The organism is Halorubrum saccharovorum DSM 1137 (assembly GCF_000337915.1).
GTDB classification, from domain to species: domain Archaea; phylum Halobacteriota; class Halobacteria; order Halobacteriales; family Haloferacaceae; genus Halorubrum; species Halorubrum saccharovorum.
Genome location: NZ_AOJE01000005.1, coordinates 175,947 through 194,749, shown reverse-complemented (window position 1 = coordinate 194,749; position 18,803 = coordinate 175,947). Strand labels below are relative to the sequence as shown.

17 protein-coding genes are annotated in these 18,803 nt (G+C 71.0%); 10 read left to right on the top strand and 7 right to left on the bottom strand.

The features are described 5' to 3' along the window. Together menD and C471_RS00980 are read right to left on the bottom strand one after the other, a co-directional pair. On the bottom strand, nt 1-1,073 hold a 1,073-nt coding region (gene menD / locus C471_RS00985; RefSeq protein WP_004045888.1), incomplete at its 3' end, for a 2-succinyl-5-enolpyruvyl-6-hydroxy-3-cyclohexene-1-carboxylic-acid synthase. 60 nt (nt 1,074-1,133) lie between these two features. After that, nucleotides 1,134-2,108, bottom strand: coding sequence for a DUF1028 domain-containing protein (locus C471_RS00980; protein ID WP_004045887.1), 975 nt, complete (start codon nt 2,106-2,108; stop codon nt 1,134-1,136). A 134-nt stretch (nt 2,109-2,242) separates the two neighbouring features. Here C471_RS00980 and C471_RS00975 point away from each other — a divergent pair, with 134 nt between their 5' ends. Further along, on the top strand, nt 2,243-2,920 hold the full coding sequence (locus C471_RS00975) for a nucleotide exchange factor GrpE (protein ID WP_004045886.1): 678 nt from the start codon (nt 2,243-2,245) through the stop codon (nt 2,918-2,920). 13 nt (nt 2,921-2,933) lie between these two features. Here C471_RS00975 and surE read toward each other — a convergent pair whose 3' ends face one another. Next, entirely contained in the window at nt 2,934-3,743 is an 810-nt protein-coding gene (gene surE, locus C471_RS00970; protein WP_004045885.1) for a 5'/3'-nucleotidase SurE, read from the bottom strand. A gap of 121 nt (nt 3,744-3,864) precedes the next feature. On the opposite strand from surE, the gene C471_RS00965 reads away from it, so the two are divergent. After that, entirely contained in the window at nt 3,865-4,218 is a 354-nt protein-coding gene (locus tag C471_RS00965; RefSeq protein ID WP_004045884.1) for a DUF5798 family protein, read from the top strand. Between the two features lie 14 nt (nt 4,219-4,232). Here the strand turns inward: C471_RS00965 and C471_RS00960 are convergent, their stop codons facing one another. Beyond that, complete coding sequence (locus C471_RS00960; RefSeq protein ID WP_049908904.1) at nt 4,233-4,709, bottom strand: acyltransferase; 477 nt, start codon at nt 4,707-4,709, stop codon at nt 4,233-4,235. 186 nt (nt 4,710-4,895) lie between these two features. Next, on the bottom strand, nt 4,896-6,179 hold the full coding sequence (gene purD / locus C471_RS00955; RefSeq protein ID WP_004045882.1) for a phosphoribosylamine--glycine ligase: 1,284 nt from the start codon (nt 6,177-6,179) through the stop codon (nt 4,896-4,898). 130 nt (nt 6,180-6,309) lie between these two features. Between purD and C471_RS00950 the strand changes: the two genes are divergently transcribed. Both C471_RS00950 and C471_RS00945 read left to right on the top strand, forming a co-directional pair. Continuing rightward, nucleotides 6,310-8,565, top strand: coding sequence for a thioredoxin domain-containing protein (locus tag C471_RS00950; RefSeq protein ID WP_004045881.1), 2,256 nt, complete (start codon nt 6,310-6,312; stop codon nt 8,563-8,565). A gap of 41 nt (nt 8,566-8,606) precedes the next feature. Next, nucleotides 8,607-9,716, top strand: a complete 1,110-nt coding sequence (locus C471_RS00945) for a geranylgeranyl reductase family protein (protein ID WP_004045880.1) — start codon at nt 8,607-8,609, stop codon at nt 9,714-9,716. A gap of 18 nt (nt 9,717-9,734) precedes the next feature. Here the strand turns inward: C471_RS00945 and C471_RS00940 are convergent, their stop codons facing one another. Then, nucleotides 9,735-10,199 carry a TRAM domain-containing protein gene (locus C471_RS00940; protein WP_004045879.1) on the bottom strand — a complete coding sequence of 155 codons (465 nt, stop codon included), beginning with the start codon at nt 10,197-10,199 and terminating at the stop codon, nt 9,735-9,737. 131 nt (nt 10,200-10,330) lie between these two features. On the opposite strand from C471_RS00940, the gene C471_RS00935 reads away from it, so the two are divergent. After that, complete coding sequence (locus tag C471_RS00935; protein WP_004045878.1) at nt 10,331-11,569, top strand: mandelate racemase/muconate lactonizing enzyme family protein; 1,239 nt, start codon at nt 10,331-10,333, stop codon at nt 11,567-11,569. A gap of 139 nt (nt 11,570-11,708) precedes the next feature. Here the strand turns inward: C471_RS00935 and C471_RS00930 are convergent, their stop codons facing one another. Further along, nucleotides 11,709-12,341: a hypothetical protein gene (locus C471_RS00930; RefSeq protein ID WP_049908896.1), complete on the bottom strand. Its 633-nt coding sequence runs from the start codon at nt 12,339-12,341 to the stop codon at nt 11,709-11,711. Nucleotides 12,342-12,534: 193 nt separating this feature from the next. On the opposite strand from C471_RS00930, the gene C471_RS00925 reads away from it, so the two are divergent. From C471_RS00925 to C471_RS00905, 5 genes are all read left to right on the top strand, one after another. Further along, nucleotides 12,535-12,885: a DUF2209 family protein gene (locus tag C471_RS00925; RefSeq protein WP_080505514.1), complete on the top strand. Its 351-nt coding sequence runs from the start codon at nt 12,535-12,537 to the stop codon at nt 12,883-12,885. After that, entirely contained in the window at nt 12,882-14,237 is a 1,356-nt protein-coding gene (hflX, locus tag C471_RS00920; protein WP_004045875.1) for a GTPase HflX, read from the top strand. The genes C471_RS00925 and hflX overlap by 4 nt, the downstream gene beginning before the upstream one ends. 177 nt (nt 14,238-14,414) lie before the next feature. Next, a complete protein-coding gene (acs, locus tag C471_RS00915; protein ID WP_004045874.1) occupies nt 14,415-16,379 on the top strand; it encodes an acetate--CoA ligase in 1,965 nt (654 codons plus the stop codon). A 73-nt stretch (nt 16,380-16,452) separates the two neighbouring features. Beyond that, a complete protein-coding gene (locus C471_RS00910) occupies nt 16,453-16,689 on the top strand; it encodes a DUF2061 domain-containing protein (RefSeq protein WP_004045873.1) in 237 nt (78 codons plus the stop codon). A gap of 220 nt (nt 16,690-16,909) precedes the next feature. Next, on the top strand, nt 16,910-18,718 hold the full coding sequence (locus C471_RS00905; protein ID WP_004045872.1) for a bacterio-opsin activator domain-containing protein: 1,809 nt from the start codon (nt 16,910-16,912) through the stop codon (nt 18,716-18,718). Nucleotides 18,719-18,803: the final 85 nt, after the last annotated feature.

Here is an 18,803-nt window from a genome sequence, read left to right as displayed (position 1 = left end):
TCGGCGACGACGAGGTCGGTCGCCGCGAACTCCGCCTCGCGCCAGCGCCCGGCGGGGTCGATCTGGTACTGATCGGCGCCCGTCTCGGCGAGGTACTCCCGGAGGTTCTTCGAGGTGGGCGACGCGCCGAGCCGGAGGACGACCTCGGGGTCGGCCCAGTCGCTCGCCGAGTCGGATTCGCCGGACTCCGCGCCGTCGCCCGCGACCGCCGCCGAGAGGAACGCGTCGTAGGCGCCGATCACGGGCGCGACCCGGGTGTGGCCGCCGAACCGGACGCCGGAGAGCGGGTCGGCGAGGATCGGGAACCCCGTCGCGTGCGACAGCGCCGTGACGGCCTCGGCGTCGAGTCCGGGCGGGTCCGCGGGCCCGGCGACGATCAGCCCGCGGTCGGCCGTCGCGAGCTCGTTGGCGAGCCGCTGGAGCTCCTCGTCGCCCGGTTCTGGCGATCCCGGCGTCACGTCGACGTAGGGGCCGTCGCGGCCGGCCTCGGCGACCGGGTCGAGGTCGGCGGGCACGTCGTCGGGGACCCGAGTCGGCTCCAGCGGCTTCGCGAAGGGGACGTTGAGGTGGACCGGTCCGGGGTCGGCGCCCTCCGCGGTCCCGACGGCGCGGGCGACGGTGGTCCGGAGCGACCGGAGCGCGCGGTCGTTCGGCGCGGGCTCCGGCAGGTCCTTGTAGAACCGGACGGCGTCCCCGTACAGCTTCTCCTGGTCGGCGGTCTGGTTCGCGCCCGAGTCGCGCAGCTCCGGCGGACGGTCGGCCGTGAGCGCGAGCAGGGGGACGCGGCCCTCGCTCGCCTCCATCACGGCCGGGTGGTAGTTGGCGGCGGCGGTGCCGGAGGTGCAGATGAGCGGCGTCACCTCCCCGGTGCGGCGCGCGCGGCCCAGCGCGAAGTAGGCGGCCGAGCGCTCGTCGAGCTGGGAGAAGACGTGCAGGTCGTCGTTGCGAGCGGCGGCCATCGTCAGCGGCGTCGAGCGGCTCCCGGGCGAGGCCACGACGGCGTCGACGCCCGCGGCGACGAGCTCGTCGACGAGGGCGCGCGCCCACAGCGTGTTCCGGTTCGGCGCGGTCATGACGACCGCTTTGGGGTCGCGATGTAAATACTCCCGCGGGTCGGGTCCGGGGGAGTTCGGCTACACCCGATCGAGCCGCGAGAGCCCGTGCCACACCGCGTCGACGAGCCGGTCCTCGCCCTCGCCCTCCGCGTCGTCCCACCCGCGGGCGAGCGCGTCCTCCAGCACCGGGACCGGGTGGTTCTCGAAGTTGTTCATCCCGCGGAACGTCTCCAGGGCGTCGCGCTCGGCCTCGCCGAACGGCTCGGAGTCGTCGCCGGCGGCGGTCTCGTCGTCAGCGGCCTCGTCGCCGGTGGTCTCGGACTCGTCGAGGAACCCGAGGTCCGCGAGCGCGGCCGACACCGCCGCGGCGGCCTCGCCGGTCAGATTCCGGGTCTCGTCGGGCGCCTCGCGCTCCAGCAGGGTCACGTCGTACAGCTTGAACACCCGCTCCAGCTCGTCGATCGGGGCGTCGTGATCGTCGACGCGCACGTCGACCCACCGGTCGTTGCGGCCGTCGTACCCGCCCTCGGGCTTGGCGACGTACAGCGCCGCCGACTGTTCGCCCCGCTTGTCGCCGCCGGCCTCGTTGCCGGCGTGGAGCGCCGCGATCAGCCGCTCCGGGAGTCCGCCCGCCGTCGCCTCGAACGTCTCGGCCATCGCGGTCAGCGTCTCGGCGTTCTCCAGGATGTTCCCCTGGACGGTGTAGGTCTCGCCCTGCAGGTCGCCGGCGTGGTCGTGGCAGTCGTCGCCGGTGAACGCGGCCACAGAGCCGTCGGCGCCGACGACGCCCACCTGGCGCGAGGGCGCCTCGTCGTCGCCGTCGGTGAGTCGGTCGACGACCTCGGCGGCGCCGTGTCCCTCGCGGAGGAGGTCGAGCCCGTCGGGGCCGTAGGCGACGTTCGCGTAGCTCTGCGTCGCGACCGCGCCGGCGTCGGCGCTCGCGAACGGGACGACCGCGCCGACGCCGACGAACTTCGACTGGACCGCGACGCCGACGGCGTCGGTCTCCGGGTCGCGCGCGACGATCGAGAAGGTCGAGGGACGGGGTTGCATGCGGATCGTGCGGTCGGTCGGACCCTTGATAAATCCGGTCGGAGTCGGGCCTCCGCACCTGCGTTCGGGCCCCGCGCCGGCGCTCGCGACCGCGTTCTGCAACGCTTATGCACGCTGACCGACTTCGATCGGACATGAGCGACGACGACGCCGTCGACGTCGAGGTCGAGTCCCCCGACGACGCCGCGGCCGACGCGGCGAGGACGAACGGCATCGCGGACGCGACCGCCGAGGAACCGAGCGGCGAGTCGGCCGGCGCGAACGGCGACGCCCGCGACGCCGAGGCGCTGGCCGCCGCCGTCGCCGAGCACGACGAGGCGCTCGCTCGGGAGGTCGCGGCACTGGAGGCGGAGCTCGACGAGACGCGCGACGAACTCCTCGAAGCCGAGGAGGAGGTCGAGGAGCTGACGAGCAAGCTCGCCCGGGTTAAGGCCGACTTCAGCAACTACAAGCAGCGCGCCAAGCGGAAGCAGGACGAGATCCGCGAGCGCGCCTCCGAGGACCTCGTCGAGCGCATCACGCCGGTCCGCAACGACCTCCTGCGCGCGCTCGACCAGGAGGAGGGAAGCGACCTCCGCCCGGGCGTCGAGTCGACGCTGGAGAAGTTCGACGAGGTGCTCGCCGACGAGGGCGTCGAGCCCATCGATCCCGATCCCGGCGAGGAAGTCGATCCCGCCCGCCATCAGGTGATGCTGCGCGTCGAGAGCGACCAGCCCTCGGGGACCGTCCACGAGGTGTACGAGCCCGGCTACGAGATGGGCGACCGCGTGGTCAGCGAGGCGAAGGTCACCGTCAGCGCCGCCGAGGAGTAGCTCGGGCAGTCTGTCACCGGACGCTCTCGGTCGCCCGCCCGTACGCGGCCGCTACCTCGTCGAGCCCCGCGTCCGGCTCCGCGGCGTGGGGGACCGACAGCGGCGAGACGGAGATCTCGCCGTCGACGACCGCCCGGCGGTCGGTGCCGATCGAGTCGGGCACGTCGCCCTCGTTCATCCGACCCCAGATCGGGTCCGAGAAGCTCACGCGACCGTTTCCGTCGTGTACCGCCTCCATCCCGTACCACGGCGAGGGCGCGGTGACGCGCATCGGCGCCGGGCCGTCGCGCTCGCCGTCCGCGATCGGGGCGTTGACGTTGAGGTAGTCGACGCGGTCGAACGCTCCCGACGCGGTCGCCTCCGCGACGAGGTACCGGGTCGCGCGGGTCGCGTTCGCGAACTCCGCCGGCTCTAACTCCCGCTTCCACCAGTCGTCGCCGCCCGGAACGTACATGGAAGTCGCCACCGCGGGCACGTCGAAGAAGGCGGCCTCGACCGCGGCGGAGACGGTCCCCGACCGGCCGAGGGTGTACGCGCCGAGGTTCGCCCCCTCGTTACAGCCCGCGACCACGACGTCGGCGTCCGGGACTAAGGCGTCGAGCCCCGCGACGACGCAGTCGACCGGCGTGCCGTCGACGGCGTAGCCGAGCTCGTGGTCCGCGACCTCGACGCCCTCCGAGAGGGCGCGTCCCGCCGACGACCGGTCACCGGTCGGCGCGACCGCCACCACGTCGTAGTCGGTCGCCAGCGCGTCGTAGAGCGCTCTGATACCGGTGGCGTCGATCCCGTCGTCGTTGGTCAACAGGACGCGTTCGACGCTCATACCGGTTCCAGGGGCGGTTCGGCCAAAAGTCCACCGTCGCGGGGTGGAGGTGGCGGGGGCGGACCGCCGACCCGCCGCGCCGAACGGAAAGGCCCACGTACCCCGGGTTCGATCGGCCGGTATGGGATTCGGGGACACAGCGAAGAAGATCCAGACGCTCGCCGACAGGGCGGAGCGCACGTACCAGAAGATCAACGAGCTCCGCAGCGAAGTCGAGGAGACGCAGACGACCGTGCTCGACACCTCGGAGCGCGTCCAGCGGCTCGAAAACGAGATGGCCGAACAGCGGGCCGTCCTCGACGCTGTCGCCGAGGAGGTCGGCGTCGACTTGGAGAGCGTAAGCACCGAGGCGCACATCACCGACGCCGAGGAAATCGCCGCGTCGAAGGAAGGCGAGGCCGAGGACGCCGGGAACGCCGGAGGCGCCCGCTCGGAGAGCGACGCCGACGAGTCCGCGGACGACGGCGGGAAGTAGCTGAGACGCTCCGATCAGTCGTCGTCCAAGTCCTTCTCACCGCCCGTTTCACTGCCCGCGCGCGAGGCGACCTCGGCCGGCACGCCGGCGACCGTCGTCCCGGGCGGCACGTCCTCGGCGACGAGAGAGTTGGCGGCGACGCGGGCGCCCTCGCCGACCGTGACGCCCGGGAGGACCACCGCGCCCGCGCCGATCATCGCGCCCTCTTCGACGACAACGTCGCCGAGGCGGTACTCGTCTCGGAGGAACTCGTGGCAGAGCAACGTGGCGTCGTAGCCGACGATGGCGTCGTTTCCGACCGTGATCCGCTCCGGCCAGAACACGTCCGGCGTCGACTCCAACCCCCACGAGACGCCGGCGCCGACGGTCACGCCGATCCGGCGCAACAGCCAGTTCTTCAGCCGGAGGCTCGGGCAGATCCGCGCCAACACGATCACGACGTAGTTGCGGACGACCGCGAGCGGCGACTTCGCGTCGGGCCACGACCACAGCGAGTTCCGCGCGCCGCCGGTCGGGTGGCGCTCAAGCCGATCGGCGCGGGAGCCGCCGGTCTCTGCGGTGTCGGTCGCTCCGGCGTCTGCCCCCGCGGAATCCGCCCCGCCGATCGCGCGCTCGTCCTCGTGAGTCACAGGGGACGGTTCGGGCGGCTCATGTAAAAGAGTCGCTGACGGGACGCGTTACTCGCGGAGTTCGGCCATGTGCTCGATCCGACGCTCGACGAGGTCGGCCGTGCCGATGTCGTGACGGATGCGGACGCGGTCGCCCGCGGCGGCCAGCGCGTCCTCGGCCTCGGCCTCCGCGGCCGCGATGGAGTCACCGCGGCCGACGACCGCGAACGACCGGGAGGTGGTGGTGTACAGGCCGTCCTCGCGCTCGTCGACGCTGGCGTAGTAGAGGAGCGCGTCGCCGACGCTCTCCTCGTCGACGGCGACCTCCGCGCCCGCGTCGGGGTCGGTGGGGTAGCCGTCCGGCACGGCGTACTTACAGACGGTGGCCTCGCCGGAGAAGGCGAGTTCGGGGAGGGCGTCGTCGTCGCGCGCGGCGGTGAGCACGTCGAGGAAGGGGGTCTCCAGGACGGGGAGCGTGTTCATCGCCTCCGGGTCGCCGAAGCGCGCGTTGAACTCGACGACTTTCGGTCCCGCGTCGGTGAGCATGAACTGGCCGTAGAGGACGCCCTTGTAGTCGGGGAGCGCGTCGACGACCGCCTCCAGCACGTCGACGGCGGCGTCGTAGTCGCCCTCGGCCATGAACGGCAGCGAGAGCCCGGTGTCGGTGTACGACCCCATCCCGCCGGTGTTCGGCCCCTCGTCGCCCTCGTAGGCGCGCTTGTGATCCTGGACCGCGGGGGTCGTGCGGATCTCGCCGTTCGCGACGAACGCCTGCACGGTGAACTCCTCGCCGACGAGCCGCTCCTCCAACACGACCCGGTCGTAGTCGGAGTCGCGGAGGTACGCCTTCGCCTCTTCGGCGGTCACCTGATCGCCGATAACCTTCACGCCCTTCCCGCCGGTGAGCCCGACCGGCTTCACCGCGAGGTCGCCGTCGTACGCGTCGATGTAGTCGCAGGCGGCCTCGATGTCGTCGAACACCGCGTAGTCGGGGCAGCCGGGGATCGCGTTCTCGTCCATGAACTCGCGCTGGAACGCCTTGTCGGTCTCCAGCCGCGCCTCCTCGGCCCGCGGGCCGAACGCGTACACGCCGGCCTCGTCGAGCGCGTCGGCGACGCCCGCCGCGAGCGCGGACTCGGGGCCGATCACGGCGAGATCCGCGCCGACCGCGGTCGCGTAGTCCGCGACGGCCTCGGCGTCGGTCTCGTCGATCGTCTCGAACCCGTCGGCGAGCCGGCGGATCCCCGGGTTCCGGTTGCTCGCGCAGGCGTACAGCGCGCAGTCGTCGGCCACGGCGCGGGCGATCGCGTGCTCGCGTCCGCCGCCCCCCACCAGGAGTACGGTCTCCGTCATGTGCGACCGATCACTACACGGTAGTGTAAGCTTTACTCTCTATCGGAGCGCGGATACACACGTCTGTGGGTACACGACCTCGCCGTCGCTCTAGTGACGGGTTTTTGCCGTCCCGGGCCGAACCGGGCGTATGTCACAGCCGACCGAGCGGAACCGCCTCGACGGGGAGGCGAGTCCGTACCTCCAGCAGCACGCGGATAACCCCGTCAACTGGCAGCCGTGGGGCGAGGCGGCGTTCGAGCGCGCCCGCGAGCACGACGTGCCGGTGTTCGTCTCGATCGGCTACTCCTCCTGTCACTGGTGTCACGTGATGGCCGAGGAGAGCTTCGAGGACGAGTCGGTCGCGGCCGTGCTGAACGAGGAGTTCGTCCCCGTGAAGGTCGACCGCGAGGAGCGACCCGACGTCGACAGCGCGTTCATGACCGTCTCGCAGCTCGTCACCGGCGGGGGCGGGTGGCCCCTCTCCGCGTGGTGTACGCCGGAGGGCGAGCCGTTCTACGTCGGGACCTACTTCCCGCCGGAGCCGCGCCGGAACCAGCCCGGATTCCGCGATCTGTGCGAGCGCATCGCCGACTCGTGGGCCGACCCGGAGCAGCGCGAGGAGATGCAGCGGCGCGCCGACCAGTGGACCACGAGCGCCCGCGACGAGCTGGAGTCGGTTCCGGACGCGGAGGCGGGCCCTGCCGGCGGCGCGGACGACGCGGGCGGCACGGACGGAGCGGACGGCGAGGCGCCCGGCCCCGACCTCCTCGACGAGGCCGCCGCCGCCGCGATCCGCGGGTACGACGACGAGTACGGCGGGTTCGGGAGCGGGGGCGCGAAGTTCCCGATGCCCGGCCGGATCGACGTGCTCATGCGGGCGTACGCGCGGACCGGCCGCGACGCCGCCCTCACGGCCGCGACGGGCACGCTCGACGGGATGGCCCGCGGGGGGATGTACGACCAGATCGGCGGGGGGTTCCACCGGTACGCGGTCGACCGACAGTGGACGGTCCCGCACTTCGAGAAGATGCTGTACGACAACGCGGAGCTCCCGATGGCGTTCCTCGACGCCGCCCGGCTCACCGGCGACGCCTCGTACGCCCGCGTCGCGAGCGAGACCCTCGGGTTCCTCGACCGCGAGCTCCGCCACGACGACGGCGGGTTCTTCAGCACGCTCGACGCCCGGAGCCGGCCGCCTGAGACCAGGCGGGGGGGCGTGGGCTCCGACGGCAGCGACGGGAGCGGTCACGCCGCCGACGTGGAGGGCGCCTTCTACGTCTGGACGCCCGGGGAGGTCGACGCGGTCCTCGACGAGCCCGCGGCGTCGCTCGCGAAGGAGCGGTACGGGATCGAGTCCGGCGGCAACTTCGAGCGCGGCACGACCGTCCCGACGGTCGCGGCGTCGATCGAGGAGTTGGCCGACGACCACGACATGTCGCCTGAGGCGGTTCGGGAGGCCCTGACGGAGGCCCGCGTCGCGCTCTTCGAGGCGCGCGAGTCGCGGCCGCGTCCCGCGCGCGACGAGAAGGTGCTCGCGTCGTGGAACGGACGAGCGATCTCCGCGTTCGCCGCGGCCGGGCAGGTCCTCGGAGAGCCGTACGCAGACATCGCGGGCGACGCCCTCGCGTTCTGCCGCGAGAACCTCTACGACGAGTCGACCGGCGACCTCGCGCGGCGGTGGCTCGACGGCGACGTGCGCGGACCGGGCTACCTCGACGACCACGCGTTCCTCGCGCGCGGCGCGCTCGACGTGTACGCCGCCACCGGCGATCCGGACGCGCTCGGGTTCGCGCTCGATCTGGCGGAGACGGTCGTCGCGGACTTCTACGACGACGAGGACGGGACGATCTACTTCACCCGGGATCCGGACGAAGCCGCCGGAGAGGACGGCGACGACACCCTCTTCGCCCGACCGCAGGAGTTCACCGACCGGTCGACGCCGTCGAGCCTCGGCGTGGCGGCGGAGACGCTCGTGCTCCTCGACGGGTTCCGGACCGACCGCGAGTTCGCGGAGGTCGCCGAGGCGGTCGTGACGACCCACGCGGATCGCATTCGGGCGAGCCCGCTGGAGCACGTCTCGCTGGTGCGCGCCGCCGACCGGGTCGCCTCCGGCGGGATCGAGGTGACCGTCGCCGCCGAGAGCGTGCCGGACGCGTGGCGCGAGACGCTCGGGGAGCGCTACCTGCCGGGCGCGCTCGTCGCGCCGCGCCCCCCGACCGAAGACGGGCTCGCGGTGTGGCTCGACCGGCTCGACATGGACGAAGCCCCGCCGGTCTGGGCCGACCGTGACGCCGCCGACGGCGAGCCGACCGCCTACGTCTGCGAGGGGCGGACGTGTTCGCCGCCCGAGACCGACCTCGACGCGGCGCTGGAGTGGCTGGCGGCGCGGCGCGAGGCCGAGTAAGTCACGTCGTAATTATATGCGTCCGCGACGATTCCGCGGACATGCACGATTTCGTCGTCGTGGGCGCGGGGCCGCCGGGCTCGCGGTTCGCCCGGCGCGCGGCCGAGGCCGGCCGCGACGTGGTCGTCTTCGAGAAGGGGTCGGTCGGCCAGCCGCTGGCCTGCTCCGGGCACGTCTCCGACGACGTGTGGGAGTACGTCCCGAGCGACGCCCGCGACGAGCTCCTCCAGAACCGGGTGTACGGCGCGCGCTTCCGCGTCGGCGGCCCGGGATCGAAGGCGTACCCGTTTTACAAGTCCGAGCCCGTCTCGAACGTGATCGACCGCGTCGGGCTCGACCGCGCCCTCGCCGACTGCGCGCGCGACGCCGGCGCCGACGTGCGAGAGAACCACACGGTCGTCGGCGTCGAGGAGCGTCCCGACCGGGTCGTCGTCGAGGTCCGGACGCCCGCGGGCGACGTGGCGGAGGTCGAGGCGCGGATGGTCGCGGGCTGCGACGGCCCGACCTCGCGCGTCCGTCGGTCGCTCGACCTCCCGGAACCGGACGAGCTGCTCCACGGCGTGCTCGCGTTCGACGACGCCCCGGACGACGGCGACCTCGTCGACGTCCACCTCACCGCGCCGACCTTCTTCGCGTGGCGGATCCCCCGCGGCGACGCGGGCGTGGAGTACGGGCTCGCCGCGCCGCCGAGCGACGACGTGTCCGCGATGTTCGACCGGCTCACCGACGCGTACGACGTGACGACCGACCGGTTCTGCTCGGGCGCGATCCCGATCGGTCCGCCGGACCGCGTGACGACCGATCGCGCGTTCCTCGTCGGCGACGCCGCCGCGCAGACGAAGCCGTTCACCGGCGGCGGAATCTTATACGGGATGACCGCGGCGGACGTGGCGGCGGACGCCATCGACCCGCGGGACCCGGCGACGCTCGCCGACTACGAGTCGGGGTGGCGCGACGCGATCGGCACCGAGATCCGGCTCGGCGCGGCGATCCGGCGGTGTTACTCGCTCCCGGAGCCGGTCCAGCGAGCTGGGCTGTGGGCGCTGTCGGGCGAGATCGGCGTCCACATGGACCGGCCGAGCTCCTTCTTCTCGCCGGCGCACCTCAAGAAGCTGTTCTCGCGGAGCGATCCCGAGGACGCGCCGCGGTAGCCCGGATCGGCGGGAGCGCTACTCCTCGACGACTTCCGCGAACGACACGTTTTCGCGGACGCTCGTGATCTCGACCGTCGGCTCGTCGCCCGGCTCCGAATCGGGGACGATGACGACGTACCCCCGCTCGATCTTCGCGATCCCGTCGCCCTTGTCGCCGAGCGTCTCGATCGTCACCTCTCGTACGTCCCCCTCGGAGACCGGCGGGCCGGAGGCCCCGGCGTCGCTCGTCGGTCGCGACGACGTCGACGCCTGACTCCTCCCGGCGCCGTTGCCGGCGACCGCGCGGTCCGCGGCGCCGTCGGTCGCGACACTCGCACCGTCCTCGCCCTCGCGTTTGATCAGCGCGACGCGGTACGACGCCCCCGCCTCGATCGTGCCGTGCTCGATCTCGGTGGCGGGGACCGTGACGACGTGTTCGTCGCCGCGCTCCTCGACAGTTCCGGTAAAGAGACACTTCAGCGAATCCGTGAGTTCGACCATGCGGGTAGTTGAGGGTACGTCAATGAAAAACTCCCTATTCGCACAGCGACCGAAACGCGGCGCTCGGGGCGCCGCGAAGCTTCCTGCGGAGGAACATAAACATTTACCCTGTTCCGAATGAATCGGGTGCTATGAGCCGGAACTACGAGTCGCTCCACGACCCGAACGCGGAGTACACGATGCGAGAGCTCTCCGCCGAGACGATGGGCACGACGGGCTCGCGCGGCGGCGGACGCGACGTCGAGATCACGGACGTGCAGACGACGATGGTCGACGGGAACTTCCCGTGGACGCTGGTCCGCGTGTACACCGACGCGGGCGTCGTCGGCACCGGTGAGGCGTACTGGGGCGCGGGCGTGCCGGAACTCATCGAGCGCATGAAGCCGTTCGTGATCGGCGAGAACCCGCTCGACATCGACCGCCTCTACGAGCACCTCATCCAGAAGATGTCCGGCGAGGGCTCCGTCGAGGGCGTCACCGTCACCGCGATCTCCGGGATCGAGGTCGCGCTGCACGACGTGGCCGGCAAGATCCTCGACGTGCCCGCCTACCAGCTGCTCGGCGGCAAGTACCGCGACAAGATGCGCGTGTACTGCGACTGCCACACCGAGGAGGAGGCCGACCCCGAGGCGTGCGCCGACGAGGCCGAGCGCGTCGTCGACGAGCTCGGCTACGACGCTCTGAAGTTCGACCTCGACGTGCCGAGCGGCTTCGAGAAGGACCGCGCGAACCGTCACCTGCGCCCCGGCGAGATCCGCCACAAGGCGGAGATCGTCGAGACGGTCACCGAGCGCGTGAAGGACAAGGCCGACGTGGCGTTCGACTGCCACTGGACGTTCTCGGGCGGCTCCGCGAAGCGCCTCGCGGACGCCATCGAGGAGTACGACGTGTGGTGGCTCGAAGACCCCGTCCCGCCGGAGAACCTCGACGTGCAGGAGGAAGTGACGAAGAACACGACCACGCCGATCACGGTCGGCGAGAACCGCTACCGCGTCACGGAGCTCCGCCGCCTCATCGAGAACCAGGCGGTCGACATCGTCGCGCCCGACCTGCCGAAGGTCGGCGGGATGCGCGAGACCCGCAAGATCGCTGACGTTGCGAACCAGTACTACGTTCCCGTCGCGATGCACAACGTCGCCTCCCCGATCGCGACGATGGCGGCGGCCCACGTCGGCACCTCCATCCCGAACTCGCTCGCGATCGAGTACCACTCCTACGAGCTCGGCTGGTGGGAGGATCTCGTCGAGGAGGATGTCATCGAGGACGGTTACATCGAGGTGCCGGAGAAGCCGGGGATCGGCCTCACGCTCGATCTGGACACCGTCGAGGAGCACATGGTCGAGGGCGAGACGCTGTTCGACGAGGCGTAAGCCTCGTCGAGCCCGCCTGACGCAGTCAGGCGGTGTTCGATCCGGCGTAGCCGGGTCAGGCTCGGCCGACGCGGTCGGCCGGTGTTCGACTGAGCGTAGCGAAGTCGAACTCGACAGGCGGGCGTAGCTTCGTCGATCGCTACTTCTCCGGCATCCACGCCGGCCGGATCACCGTCGCGTCTCCGAACTCGGAAACGTCGTATCTCGTCTGCCGGGAGAACCCGTCGTTTCCCCTCGTGACGTTGAATTCCGCGATGTATCCCTTCTCAGTGACGACGACGTGCCCGGTCGCGTTCACTCCGACCTCCGACAGGGGCCGTATCAGCGTCTCGTAGGAGGCGAAGCGAGCTGGTACCCTCTTTTCGTCGAGGTTTCGGGTCAGCTCACCCGTCGTGCGGTCGTACTCGAAAACGCCCTCGTCGCTGTAGTAATAGTGAACGTCGCTACCGAACAGCGTATCGCTCCATCGCACTGAGGCGGTTCCGGAATCGGTGTCTACCGCTCTCACAGTCGTGCGGTTTCCGTCCCCGCTGACGATGCTCAATCGAGTTCTGCGGGAGGCGTTGTTCACCGTCGCGTCGTGCGCTTCCAGCGCGGCGGGGAGGTCTGCGATCTCGTCTTGTGACCAGCCTGAGGGATACGGGAACTCCTCCACCGTCGGTTCGGAAGTCGATTCCTGTCGGTCCGTGGCGGGCAGCCCGGAACAGCCGGCCAGAAGGAGGACAAGGACCAGTGTAATTGCGGGGAGGGGCCCTCGGATCCGGCGGACCATACCGACACTGGCCGGTCTCCGGTGAAGACGTTTGTGGCGAGTCCCACCGCGGAAGCGACGCCGCCCACCACGGAAACGTTCAATTCGTCAGGGGATCTATTCCGGCGTATGGAGACGACAGCCTCCGCAGCCGACCCGCGTCCCGACCGAACCGAGGTGGCGGGCCCCCGCCCCTGAGGTCGTCGGCGTCGACATCAGCGGCCGCCACGAGGAGGACGGCGAGTACCTGATGGTCGCGGCCGCTGTCCACGCCCGGATCGACTCGACGCGGATCCGGACGGTCGAAGGGATGGGGTTCGCCGCCGTGCGCGAAGGCCCCACACTCGACGCGACCGTGGCGCTCACGGCCGAGGCGGTCGGGAACCTCCCGGAGCCGCCGGGGGGACCGATCGTCGCGGAGGGCGGTGAGTTCTACGAGGAGCCCGCGGAGCGGGTGGGACTGAGCTTCCAACCCGAGTTTAAATACGTCGAGAGCATAGGGGAACGCGAAACAGTGCAGGCAGCACACCACGCCGCGTACGCCGCCCGCGACCTCCTGTTATGACCGGGAGCGCCGAGGGTGCGAGCACCGACGGAGACACCGAATCGGCCCCCCGTGAGCGACGCGCGGTCGTCGCCAAGCGCGTCGAGTCCGGATCGGCGGACCTGACGGAGATCACGCAGCTCGCGGCCGCCGCGGGCTACGAGGTGGTCGGCGAGCTCACCCAGACCCGCACCGAGGACGCCGCGTTCATGTTCGGGAAGGGGAAGGTCTCCGAGCTCCGCGACCTGGTCCGCCGGACCGGCGCCGGAGCCGTCATCATCGACAACGACGTGGGGCCGTACCAGACGTTCAACATCGGCGGCGAGCTTCCCGAGGGCGTCGAGGTGATCGACCGGTTCACGCTCATTCTCGAGATTTTCGGGCAGCGCGCCAACACCCGGAAAGCGCAGCTTCAGGTCGAACTCGCCGAACTGCGGTACGAGCTTCCGCGCGCGGAGGCGAAGGCGAGCCTCGCGAAGCGCGACGAGCGTCCCGGGTTCATGGGGCTCGGCGAGTACGACGAGAGCGTCGAGCGCGACATCAAACGCCAGATATCCGAGATCCGCGACGAGCTGGAGTCGATCGCGGAGAAGGAGGAGGCGCGCCGCGAGCAGCGCCGCGACTCCGGGTTCGACCTGGTGGCGCTCGCGGGCTACACCAACGCCGGGAAGTCGACGCTGATGCGCCGGCTCGCGGCCGAGATCGATGTCGACGAGAACGCCGAGCGCCACCCCGACCTCGACACGACCGCCGAGTCGCAGGACATGCTGTTCACCACGCTCGGCACCACCACCCGCCGGGCCGAGATGGAGAAGCGCGACGTGCTCTTGACCGACACGGTCGGGTTCATCTCGGACCTCCCTCACTGGCTGGTGGAGTCGTTCGAGTCGACGCTCGACTCGGTGTACCGCGCCGACCTCGTGCTGCTCGTCGTCGACGCCAGCGAGCCGGTCGAGGAGATGCGCGAGAAGCTCGTCACGAGCCACGACACCCTCTACGAGCGCAACGAGGCCCCCGTCGTCACCGTGTTCAACAAGGTCGACCGGCTGGCTCCGGGCGAACTGGCCGACAAGCGCGCCGCGCTCTCTGGGGTCGCGCCGGACCCCGTCGCCGTCTCGGCGAAGACGGGCGCCGGCGTCGCGGAGCTCCGGGACCGCGTCGAGGCGGAGCTGCCGGACTGGGAGCGCGAGCGGCTCGTCCTCCCCCTCTCCGACGACGCGATGAGCCTCGTCTCGTGGATCCACGACCACGGCCACGTCGAGGAGGAGACGTACGCGGACGACCAGGTCACGCTCGACTTCGAGGCGAAGCCGTCGATCGTCGCGCGCGCCCGGTCGAAGGCGGCCGGGCTGGCGCCCGCGGAGTCGAGGTAGACGTCCGGCTCTCCCCCTCCCTCCCTCGACCGGTCTCATCTTCTCTGATCGCTCTGACCTCCCTCGACCGGTCTCACAGAGTAACAAGGAGTAGGCCCACGGCTTCAGCCGTGGGTGGAATCCGACGTGCCGGCGTCGCGGACAAAGTATACATTCCTTCGATTGTGAGGTAGTATCATGGATTACGCCGGAGTCGACGGCCGGCGGACGGACGAGACCGCCGCCGGCGACGACGAGGACGTCGTCCAGCCGCCCGCCGCGTTCAGCGACGGGGCCGTCGCCAGGGACCCGGAGCTGTACGAGGCCTTCGCCGAGGAGGGGCCGGCGGCGTGGCGCCGCGCCGCCGACCTGCTCGACTGGGAACGGCCCTACGAGACGGTACTGGACGACGGCGACCCGCCCTTCTACGAGTGGTTCCCGGACGGGCGGCTCAACGCCGCGGCGAACTGCGTCGACCGCCACCTCGACGAGCGGCGGAACCAGCTCGCGATCCGCTGGTTCGGCAAGCGCGGGGAGCGCCGGTCGTACACCTACCTCGACCTCCACCGCGAGGTGAACGCGCTCGCGGCCGGGCTCCGCGATCTGGGAGTCGAGGAGGACGACGTGGTGACGCTGTACCTCCCGATGGTCCCGGAGCTGCCGATCGCGATGCTGGCGTGCGCCCGGATCGGCGCGCCCCACAACGTCGTCTTCGCGGGGCTGTCGGCGGAGGCGCTCGCGACGCGCATCGACGCCGCCGACTCGGAGTACCTCGTCACCTGCGACGGCTACTACCGCCGGGAGGACGCGTTCAATCAGAAGTCGAAGGCGGACAACGCCCGGCTCCGTGCCGACGCCGACCTGTCGGCGACGGTGGTCGTCGACCGGCTCGGCGACGCGCTCGACGTGCCCCTCGGGGACGACGAACACGAGTACGAGGCGATCGTGGAGGCGCACGACGGGGAGACCGTCGAGCCGGTCGCGCGCGACGCCACCGACCTCCTCTTCGTGATGTACACCTCCGGGACCACGGGGCGCCCGAAGGGCGTCGAGCACGCGACCGGCGGCTACCTCGCGCACGTCGCGTGGACGACCCGGAACGTGCTCGACGTGCGCCCCGACGACACCTACTGGTGCGCGGCCGACATCGGCTGGATCACGGGTCACTCCTACGGCGTGTACGGCCCCCTCTCGATCGGGACCACGAGCGTGCTCTACGAGGGCTCGCCCGACTACCCCGACCGCGACCGCGTGTGGGACCTGATCGAGCGCAACGCCGTCAGCGTCTTCTACACCTCGCCGACCGCGATCCGGTCGTTCATGAAGTGGGGCGCGGAGTACCCCGAGGCTCACGACCTGTCGTCGATCCGCCTGCTGGGGACCGTCGGGGAGTCGATCACTCCGAAGGCGTGGCGCTGGTACCGAGAGCACGTCGGCGGCGGCGAGGTGCCGATCGTCGACACCTGGTGGCAGACCGAGACCGGCGCCATCTCCCTCGCGACGCTGCCGGGGATCACTCCGATGAAGCCCGGAAAGGTCGGGCCGCCGCTGCCGGGAATCGACGCCCGCGTCGTCGACGAGGACGGCGAGCCCGTCGAGCCCGGCGAGCCGGGGTACCTCACGATCGCCGCCCCGTGGCCCGGCATGCTCCGCGGGCTCCGCGAGGGCGACGAGCGGTACCGTCGGGAGTACTGGCTGGAGGGAGAAGACGGGTGGCGGTACCGCACCGGCGACGGCGCCACCGTCGACGAGGACGGCTACGTGTCGATCCTCGGTCGGGTCGACGACGTGATCAACGTCCGGACGCACCGGTTCAACACCGCGGAACTGGAGGCGGCCATCGTCGAGGCCGACGGCGTCACCGAGGCCGCGGTCGTCGGCGACGGCGACGGGCGGATCGTCGCGTACGTCACCACCCGAGGCGATGTCGATCCAGACGAACCCCTCCGCGAGGCGATCGGCGAGCGGCTGGCGCAGGCGGTCGGCGACGTGGCACGCCCCGACCGGATCGTGTTCACTCCCGACCTCCCGAAGACTCGATCCGGAAAGATCATGCGACGCCTGCTGGAGGACATCGCGCGCGGCGACGAGTTCGGCGACGTGAGCGCCCTCCGCAATCCGGAGGTCGTCGGCGAGATCGAGTCGTCGGTTCGCAATGAGTAACTGATAGTAGTTTCTTTTTCAGATATTAGAAACTACTGTAGGTTTCTTAGCGCTGCAGTCCGTCTCACGCCCCATGAGCAGTCTCGTCTCTCGTTCGGCGCTACACGCGCGGAAGCGGGCGCTCGCGAAGACCCTCTGCTACCGGGCGCTCATGGTCGCGATCACCGTTCTCGTGGCTTGGATCGTCGTCGACGACATCAGCGCCGCCGTGAACATCGGACTGGTCGCCAACGTGGTGAAGACGATAACCTACTACAGTTACGAGCGACTGTGGGATCACATCACGTGGGGAATCACCGAAACGGTCTGAACCGACGGCTTCGAGCGCGAGCGGGGGATCTCCCCGTCACGCGACAGTCGTGTTCTGACATCGTTTCGGCTAGCAATTTGAAAGCGAAATAGATCGGTAATCGATCGGAGTGTTCTCGACCGCGAGAGGAGCATTAGAAACCCAACCAGAGTTGAGAACTCGATTAACACGAGTTTTCGGGGAAACACTTACTTCGCATCTCGCTGTGAATACGAAACGAATGGCCGACGGATTGGACGCCGACGCGTACGACTCGCTCGTGACTGCGGCGGAGACGTACCGCGCGGCGCTGGTCGTCCGCCTCGGCGGCGAGGCCGGCCTCCGAACCGGGGAGATCACGCGCGTCGCCCCGCGACACCTCCGAGAGACGGAGGGCGACGCCGATGTCTCGCTCCTCGCGGTCCCAGCGGACGGCGCTGGACCGAACGAGGGATCGGAGTCGGGAGCGGGCGGCGACACGAAGGCGGAGACCGCGGCGCGAGACCGAGAGGCGGTCGCGCGCGAGACGGCGATCCCGGCGTCGCTGGCGGCGGAGTTGCGGCGGTACGCCGAGAGCGCCGACCTGGGCGAGACGGAGCCGTTCGTCGACGTGTCGCCCCGGCGCGTCCAGATGATCGTGAGCGAGACGGCGGAGCGCGCGGCGGCGCGGACCGACGGCCTCGTCGACCCCGACGTGACCCCGCGAGACCTCCGCCGGACCTTCGCGCGGCGGCTCCTCGTCGACCGCGGCGTCGACCCCCACGCCGTCCGCGAGGCCGGCGGCTGGGAGACGATGGGGACGCTCGACGGCTACCTCGGACCGCTCGACGGGGAGGCGATCGCCGAGGCCGTCGCCGACGGTCGGGCCGGTCCCGCGGGCGGATCGGCAGGGGGTTCGGCGCCGACCGCCCTCGGCGGGTTCGAGGCGCTCGCCGACGGCGACGACCGGTCGACGCCCCTCGCGGCGGTTCCCGAGGGCGTGGTCGAGTCCGACCGCTGGGCCGAGGCGTGGGTCGTCCGCGGGACGGGGAACCGCGAACGCGTCGAGATCGCGGGCGCGGCCGGAGCCGACCGGGGGACGCTCGTCGACCGCGGCGTCACCGGCGACGGGCCGTGGATCGACGCGGTCGAGGAGGGGGAGCCGATCGCGACCGAGGGATTGCCCGCGACCGCCGGTCGGCCGGGGGTCGCGGTTCCCCTCCGGTACCGCGACGTGACACACGGCGCGCTGTGCGTCGTCACCGGGGGAGATCCCCCCCTACCCCCAGTCTCGCCGGTCGAGCGTCGGGAGATCGCGGCGCTCGGCCGGTGTCTCGGGTGGGCGGTGACCGCGCGGCGCTGGCGCGACCTGCTCCACTCGGACACCGTGACCGAGGTGGAGTTCCACACCGGCGACGAGGGGGCGTTCCTCGCCCGCGCGAGCGCCGCGCTCGGCTGTCGGATCGAACTGGCCTCGACCGTGGCGGTCGACGACGAGGCCTCTCGCTTCTACCTCTCCGTCGAGGGGGCGCGCCCGCAGGCGCTGGCCGACGCGGTCGCGGGCGCGTCCGGCGTCTCGGACCTCCGCGTGATCGAGACCCGCGAGAACGGCTGCGACGTGTCCGCTCGCGTGGAGGGTGGATCCGCTGTCCGGACGCTCACGGAGCACGGTGCGACCGTCCGCGACGCGACCGCGGAGGACGGACGGGTCAGAGTCGTCGCGGACCTCCCGGAGGGCGCCGACGTCCGCCCCGTCGCCGACGGGTTCCGGAGCGCGTTCTCCGACGCGCGGCTCGCGAGCAAGGAGTCGGTCCCTCGGTCGCCACGGAGCGAGGACTCGCTGCGGGAGGGGGTCACGGACCGATTCACCGATCGGCAGTGGGCCGCGCTGTCGGCCGCGTACCACGGCGGGTACTTCGACTGGCCGCGGGGGAGCACCGCCGAAGAGGTCGCCGACGCCATGGACGTCTCCTCGCCGACGTTCCACAACCACCTCCGGAAGGCGCAACGCAGGCTGCTCGACGAGCTCTTCGAGGACGGCCGGCGGGCGCGACGCCCCGATCAGAGGTGAATCGAAGCCGAGCGGCCGAGACGCTCCGAATTGTGGCCCGTATCCTTCACGATTTTTCGTATTTAGCGCCAGCGTTTATATGGTG